The 7721-nt window shown below is 73.1% G+C and carries 5 protein-coding genes and 1 pseudogene; all 6 read left to right on the top strand.

The window, feature by feature from the left end:
* The coding region (locus J1C73_RS02570; protein WP_207314884.1) for an FtsW/RodA/SpoVE family cell cycle protein at positions 1-737 on the top strand (737 nt) is incomplete at its 5' end.
* Positions 738-785: 48 nt separating this feature from the next.
* Positions 786-2303 (top strand): CYTH and CHAD domain-containing protein, encoded by a 1518-nt coding sequence (locus J1C73_RS02575; protein ID WP_207314885.1) that lies wholly within the window; start codon positions 786-788, stop codon positions 2301-2303.
* A gap of 50 nt (positions 2304-2353) precedes the next feature.
* Entirely contained in the window at positions 2354-4279 is a 1926-nt protein-coding gene (locus J1C73_RS02580) for a TIGR03960 family B12-binding radical SAM protein (RefSeq protein WP_207314886.1), read from the top strand.
* A gap of 99 nt (positions 4280-4378) precedes the next feature.
* Complete coding sequence (locus J1C73_RS02585) at positions 4379-5578, top strand: hypothetical protein (RefSeq protein ID WP_207314887.1); 1200 nt, start codon at positions 4379-4381, stop codon at positions 5576-5578.
* 122 nt (positions 5579-5700) lie between these two features.
* Positions 5701-6483: a TIGR03936 family radical SAM-associated protein gene (locus J1C73_RS02590; RefSeq protein ID WP_207314888.1), complete on the top strand. Its 783-nt coding sequence runs from the start codon at positions 5701-5703 to the stop codon at positions 6481-6483.
* Positions 6484-6715: 232 nt separating this feature from the next.
* Positions 6716-7721: pseudogene (locus tag J1C73_RS02595) on the top strand (hypothetical protein); the annotation flags it as partial.

A 7721-nucleotide genomic window follows, 5' to 3' on the forward strand; every position in this document is an offset into this window, starting at 1 on the left:
CCGCCCGCGTCGACGCGGGCGACCAGCTGCACCCCGACCACCGGACCGTCGCCAAGGCCCTCGGCGTGGCGGCGATCCCGATGGTGGTCGTCATGGGCATGCCGGACCTCGGTTCCGTGATGGTCATGGCCGTCATCGTGCTCGGCGTACTGCTGGCCTCCGGGGCGTCGAACCGCTGGATCTTCGGACTCCTCGGCGCGGGCACCGCGGGCGCTGTCGCCATCTGGCAGCTGGGACTGCTCGACGACTACCAGATCGCCCGGTTCGCGGCCTTCGCCAACCCGGCGCTCGACCCGGCCGGCGTCGGCTACAACACCAACCAGGCCCGTATCGCGATCGGCTCCGGCGGCCTCTCCGGCACCGGCCTCTTCCAGGGCACCCAGACCACCGGCCAGTTCGTCCCCGAGCAGCAGACCGACTTCGTCTTCACCGTCGCGGGCGAGGAACTCGGCTTCCTCGGCGCCGGGCTGATCCTCGTCCTGCTCGGCATCATCCTGTGGCGCGCCTGCCGCATCGCCCGGGAGACCACCGAGCTGTACGGCACGATCGTCGCCGCCGGAATCATCGCCTGGTTCGCCTTCCAGTCCTTCGAGAACATCGGCATGACGCTCGGCATCATGCCCGTCGCCGGACTGCCGCTGCCGTTCGTCTCCTACGGAGGGTCCTCGATGTTCGCCATCTGGGTGGCCATCGGACTGCTCCAGTCGATCAGGGTGCAACGGCCGATAACGGCCTGAGCCGTGCGGGGACTGCCCATCTGCCCGCATTCCCTCTAGATTCGACTCATGGCGGACTCGAAGCGTGAGATCGAGCGGAAGTACGAAGCCACCGACGCCACCCGGCTGCCCGACCTGAGCCGGGTGGCCGGCGTCTCGGCCGTCGACCACCTGGGCGTCAGCGAACTCGACGCTGTCTACTACGACACCGAGGACCTCCGGCTCGCGGCCGACTCCCTCACCCTGCGCCGCCGCACCGGCGGGGGCGACGCCGGCTGGCACCTCAAATTCCCGGTCGCCACCGGCGTCCGCGACGAGATCCGGGCCCCGCTCTCCGACACCCTGCCGCCCGAACTCGCCGCACTGATCCGCTCCCGGGTCCGGGACGCCGCAGTCGTCCCCGTGGTCCGGCTCCGCTCCGCCCGGGACGTCCACCGCCTGACCGGATCCGACGGTGCGCCGCTCGCCGAGATCAGCGTGGACGCGGTCCGGGCCGAGCGGCTGCACGGCGGCAGCGCAAGCACCTCCTGGACCGAGATCGAGGCCGAACTCGCCGATGACGGCGACCCCGCGTTCCTCGACGCCGTCGAGCGGCGGCTGCGCAAGGCCGGGGTACGGCCCTCCGCGGCACCGTCCAAACTGGCGCGGGCACTCGCGGAGACCGGCCCGAAGGGGAAACCGGGCGGCAAACGGCCGCGGCCGCACACCGCGGGCGACCACGTCCTGGCCTATGTGCGCGACCAGAACGCGGCGATCGTCGCCCTGGACCCGGCCGTGCGCCGCGGCCTGCCCGACTCCGTGCACCGGATGCGGGTCGCCACCCGCAGACTGCGCAGCGCCCTCAGGACGTACCGCGGCCTCCTCGACCGGACCGTCACCGGCCCCGTCGCCGAGGAGCTGAGGTGGCTCGCGGCGGAGCTGGGCGTCGACCGCGACCAGGAGGTCCTCGACGAACGGCTGCGCACCCGGCTCGACGGGCTGCCCCGCACCCTGGTCCTCGGACCGGTCCGCGGCCGGCTGCGGATCTGGTCGGTGGCCCGCCGCAGCGGCTCCCGCCGCCACACGGTCGCCGTACTCGACGGCAGCCGCTACCTGACGCTGCTCGGCACCCTGGACGCACTCCTCGCCGACCCGCCCCTGCTGCCCGCCGCCGCGGCGCCACCCGGCGAGGTGCTGTCCCGCGCCGTGCACAAGGACCACCGGCGCCTCGCCCGCCGCATCGCCCACGCCCGGGAACTGCCACCGGGACCGGAGCGCGACCTCGCCCTGCACAAGGCGCGCAAGGCGGCGAAACGAGCGCGGTACGCGGCGGAGGCCGCCCGCCCCGCGCTCGGGAAACCGGCCCGCAAGTCCGTCAAGCGGCTGAAGGCCGTACAGGGCGTCCTCGGGGACCACCACGACAGCGTGGTGGCCCGCGAGGCCCTGCGCGCCCTCGCCGTCCAGGCACACCTGGCCGGCGAGCCGTCGTTCACCTGGGGACTGCTGTACGGGCAGGAGGAGGAGACTGCGGCGGCACGCGAACGGGAACTGCCCCGGGTGTGGGCGAGGGCGTCCCGGGCGGAGATCCGGACGGCTCCGGAAGGCTGAGCGTCGCGGTACGCTGGATGGTCATCCTTGCCGGCTCTCGAAAGTTCGCGATGTCTGTCGATTCGGTCTTCCCACAGCTCGAAGCTCTGCTCCCGCATGTGCAGAAGCCCATCCAGTACGTCGGCGGTGAGCTGAACTCCACCGTCAAGCCGTGGGACGAGTGCGACGTCCGCTGGGCCCTCATGTACCCGGACGCGTACGAGGTCGGGCTCCCCAATCAGGGCGTCATGATCCTCTACGAGGTGCTCAACGAGCGCCAGGGCGTCCTCGCCGAGCGCACCTACAGCGTCTGGCCGGACCTGGAGGAGCTGATGCGCGAGCACAAGGTGCCCCAGTTCACGGTGGACGGACACCGCCCGGTCAAGGCGTTCGACGTCTTCGGGCTGAGCTTCTCCACCGAACTCGGCTACACCAACATGCTCACCGCCCTGGACCTGGCCGGCATTCCGCTGGCCGCCAAGGACCGCGGCCTCGACGACCCGATCGTGCTCGCGGGCGGCCACGCCGCGTTCAACCCCGAGCCGATCGCGGAGTTCATCGACTGCGCGGTCATCGGCGACGGCGAGCAGGCCGTCCTGGAGATCACCGAGATCGTCCGCGCCTGGAAGGCCGAGGGCCGTCCCGGCGGTCGCGAGGAGGTGCTGTTCCGGCTCGCCAGGACGGGCGGCGTCTACGTCCCCGGCTTCTACGACGTCGAGTACCTCCCGGACGGCCGAATCGGCCGGGTCGTGCCCAACAAGTCCGGCGTGCCGTGGCGGGTGTCCAAGCACACCGTGATGGACCTCGACGAGTGGCCCTACCCGAAGCAGCCGCTCGTCCCGCTCGCCGAGACCGTCCACGAGCGGATGTCCGTGGAGATCTTCCGCGGCTGCACCCGTGGCTGCCGCTTCTGCCAGGCCGGCATGATCACGCGCCCCGTGCGGGAGCGAAGCATCACCGGCATCGGCGAGATGGTGGAGAAGGGCCTCAAGGCGACCGGCTTCGAGGAGGTCGGTCTGCTCTCGCTCTCCTCCGCGGACCACTCCGAGATCGGCGACATCGCCAAGGGCCTCGCCGACCGCTACACGGACGACAAGATCGGGCTCTCGCTGCCCTCCACCCGCGTCGACGCGTTCAACGTGGACCTGGCCAACGAGCTGACCCGCAACGGCCGTCGCTCCGGTCTCACCTTCGCCCCCGAGGGCGGCTCCGAGCGGATGCGCAAGGTCATCAACAAGATGGTCTCGGAGGAGGACCTGATCCGGACCGTCTCCACCGCGTACGGCAACGGCTGGCGGCAGGTGAAGCTGTACTTCATGTGCGGTCTGCCCACCGAGACCGACGAGGACGTCCTGCAGATCGGCGACATGGCGGTCAACGTCATCGCCAAGGGCCGCGAGGTCTCCGGGCAGAACGACATCCGCTGCACCGTCTCCATCGGCGGCTTCGTGCCCAAGCCGCACACCCCGTTCCAGTGGGCCCCGCAGCTCGGCGTCGAGGAGACCGACGCCCGGCTGGCCAAGCTCCGGGACAAGATCCGCGGCGACAAGAAGTACGGCCGCTCGATCGGCTTCCGCTACCACGACGGCAAGCCCGGCATCGTCGAGGGCCTGCTCTCCCGCGGCGACCGCCGGGTCGGCTCCGTCATCCGCGCCGTCTACGAGGCCGGCGGCCGGTTCGACGGCTGGCGCGAACACTTCAGCTACGACCTGTGGATGAAGAGCGCCGAGAAGACGCTGCCCGCCTTCGGCGTGGACGTCGACTGGTACACCACCCGGGAGCGGACGTACGAGGAGGTCCTGCCCTGGGACCACCTGGACTCCGGCCTCGACAAGGAATGGCTCTGGGAGGACTGGCAGGACTCGCTCGACGAGACCGAGGTCGAGGACTGCCGCTGGACGCCGTGCTTCGACTGCGGGGTGTGCCCGCAGCTGGACCTCGACATCCAGATCGGCCCGACGGGCAAGAAGCTTCTCCCGCTGACCGTCGTGAAGTGACGCCCTGAAGCGACACCGTCCGGCTCCGGCCGGGTGACAGCTCGATGACGAAGGCCCGGCCCGGGAAACCCCCGGCCGGGCCTTCGCGTCATGGACTGCATGGACTACGGAAAGCACCAGGCGCCCGCGCGGTACGAGAGCGGTGACGGCTGTCTGACCACCCTCATCAGGATTCCGGTGCGGATCGTGGTCCTCGTCCTGGTTCTGCCGGTGCGGATGGTGTGGGACGCCCTCGTCGCCTGCGCCCGCGCCGCCGACCGGACCCTGCTCCGGCCGCTCGGGCGGGCGCTCTCCTGGCTGTTCCAGGCCCTCGTGGTGACCCCGGCCCGCCTGCTGTGGGAGTGGGTACTGGTCCCGGTGGGGCACGGGCTGCGGTGGCTGGGGGCGGCGGTGTTCGTCCGGCCGTGGGTCGCGCTGTGGCGGTATGCCGTGGTGCCCGGGGTGCGGTACGGGGTCGTGGTCCCGCTCGTCTGGCTGTACGCGGCGGCCCTCACCCCGCTCGGACACGGGCTGCGGTGGGTGTACCTGACGCTGCTCGCCCCCGCCGGACGCGGAATCCTCGCGGGGACCGGATGGCTGCTCACGGTCGTCCTCGTCCTGCCGGTGGTGGGTGTGTGGCGGTACGTCCTGGTGCCGCTGGGGCTGGCCGCCGCCTGGCTGGTGCGGTATCTGGTCGTGCTGCCGGCCGGGTGGACGTACCAGGAACTGCTCACGCCGCTGGGCCACGGCATCGCCTGGCTGCTCGACGTGCTGGCCCGCGGGGTCGCCGCGGGATTCCGGGGGCTGTGGGCCGGTCTGCGCCTGCTCGTCTCGGTGCTTCTCGTCACTCCGCTGGTCTGGGTGTACCGGCGGGTGCTGACCCCCGTGGGCCGGGAGGTCGCCGCCGCGATCGGCGTCGCCTGGCGCATCGCCGGATTCGTCTCGCGGGCCGTCGGCCGGGCGCTGGCCTGGCTGGCCTGGCATCTGGTCGGGGCGCCGGTGACCTGGGCCTACCGCACGGTGTGCACCCCCCTCGGCCATTTCGTGCGCGACGCCGTATGGGCCCCGGCCAGGAGGGCAGCCGTCGCGGTGGGCCGGACGGCCGGGGACGCGATGCGCACGGCCCGCGAAACCGTCCGGCAGGCCCGCCGCGACGCATGGCGGGCACTGGTCGGCGGGCCGCCTGTGACCGAGCCCCGGGAACCAGGGAGCCCCCTTGCGCGTAGGCTGGGTGCTACGCAACAAGCGACGACTGTGCCCAGCGCGGCGCCCGCACCAGAGATCTCCCTGCACGGCGAGAAAACCGCCCAGCAGGGGTGAGCCGGAGCGGCACCCCGGGCCCACCCGTATTTCGAGGGCGGCGTGCACCCGCGTCCGCTCCGCACCGAGGAGAAGAACCACTGGGCAAGCGACAGCCCGAAGGCCCGCCGCCCGCACCGGCAGTGCAGCGCATTCGTCTGCGCTACACCAAGCGCGGCCGCCTCCGGTTCACCAGTCACCGTGACTTCCAGCGTGCCTTCGAGCGGGCGCTGCGCCGCTCCGAGGTGCCCATGGCCTACTCGGCGGGCTTCACCCCGCACCCCAAGGTGTCCTACGCCAATGCCGCCCCCACCGGCACGGGCAGCGAGGCCGAGTTCCTGGAGATCGCCCTCACCGAGGCGCGTGACCCCGACGTCCTGCGCGAGCTGCTCAATGACTCGCTGCCGGACGGTCTCGACATCACGGACGCCGTGGAGGCCCGCACCTCGGGTCTCGCCGACCGCCTGACCGCCTCCATCTGGGAGATGCGGCTGGACGGGGTCTCGGTGGAGGAGGCCGAGAAGGCCGTGGCCGCCTTCAACGGGGCCGAGGCCGTCGAGGTCCAGCGCCGTACGAAGAACGGCGTGCGCAGCTTCGACGCCCGGTCCGCCGTGGTGGACCTGCAGGCCCTTGATCAACAGCCTGATAGGCCCGGGGCCAAGGCCTGTGCGATACTGCGGCTGGTTGTTCGGCACGTGACACCTGCCGTGCGACCTGACGACGTCCTGTCCGGTCTCCGCGTTGTGGCCGACCTGGCGCCGCCGGTCCCCGCAGCGGTGACCAGGCTGGCGCAGGGGCTCTTCGACGAGGAGTCCGGCACGGTGACCGACCCGCTCGCGCCTGACCGCGAGGCAGCCCCGGCCGCTCTACCCACGGCCACCGGGACCGCCGTCGCGACGGCGCCGGAAGGTGCAGGCACCGCGTAAGGCGGTCGTTGTAGCGCAGCCCTCGGACTCGGGAGCCACCTGGGCCGGGCCGCGCGCTGACCCATAAGACTTTCGCCAGGCCGTCCGCAGACCGCGTACGGAACCGGCGAGCCAGACATTCAGCCCCCGTGCGGCGCCCGCGCCCCGGACGGCGGTACCGCGTACATCATGCGGACCGTGCCGGACCGGAATCAGGCGCGGCGCCCGGGAGCGCGACGGGAGAACCGCCCGCATGCTGCCCACCGAACCCGGCACGACCGGGAACGCAGAAGACAACAACACCCCCGGGGACAAGCTGCCGCCGCGCCGCAGGCGCCGCGCGGCGTCCCGCCCGGCCGGCCCGCCGTCGGGCGGCGCACAGGGCGCTGCCGACGCGTCGGCCATACCGGCCGTTGACGCCGGAGAGTCGGACCCCAGTACTGAGAACGCCACCGAGGCCGAGGCCGCCCCGCCCGTCCGCGCACGCCGTCGCGCGGTCCGCAAGGCGACCGCTCCGGCGGGTGCCCCGCAGGCCGCCGAGGTCGTGGAGCCCGTGGTGACCGCCGAGCCGGTCGAGGACGAGCCCGTCGCGGCCGAGCCGGTCGAGGCGCCGCGTGCGCGTCGCCGTGCGTCCCGCAAGGCCACCGCCCCGGCGGGTGCCCCGCAGGCCGCCGAGGCTGTGGAGATCGTCGAGGAGACCGCAGCCGCGGAGAGCCCCGAGCCCGTCGCGGCCGAGCCGGTCGAGGCGCCGCGTGCGCGTCGCCGTGCGTCCCGCAAGGCCACCGCCCCGGCGGGTGCCCCGCAGGCCGCCGAGGCCGTGGAGATCGTCGAGGAGACCGCAGCCGCGGAGGCCCCCGAGCCCGTCGCCGCCGAGGCGCCGCGCGGTCGTGCCCGGCGCAGGGCTTCCGCCCCGGCCGGTGCCCCGCAGGCCACCCGGACCGAGCCCGTCGCGGACGCCGAGCCCGCAGAGGTCACCGATGCGGCCGAGCCCGCCGAGCCGGTGGAGGCCCCGCGCGGCCGCCGTCGTGCGGTCCGCAAGGCCACCGCCCCGGCCGGTGCCCCGCCGGCCGCCGAGGAGCGCACCGACGCCCCGACCGGCGAGAGCCTGCCCGAGGCGGCCGCGCGGGGCGGCCTCCTCGACCTCGGCGGTCCCGGCGGCCAGTTCCTCGACGGCCGCCTCGGGCAGGCTCTCGCCGGTCCGGGCCTCGGTGCGCTCCTCGGCGGCCGGTGCCCCGCCGGCCGGGGCGGTGGCCTTGCGG

It is taken from the genome of Streptomyces laculatispora (genome assembly GCF_017353455.1).
In the GTDB taxonomy this organism is placed as follows: domain Bacteria; phylum Actinomycetota; class Actinomycetes; order Streptomycetales; family Streptomycetaceae; genus Streptomyces; species Streptomyces laculatispora.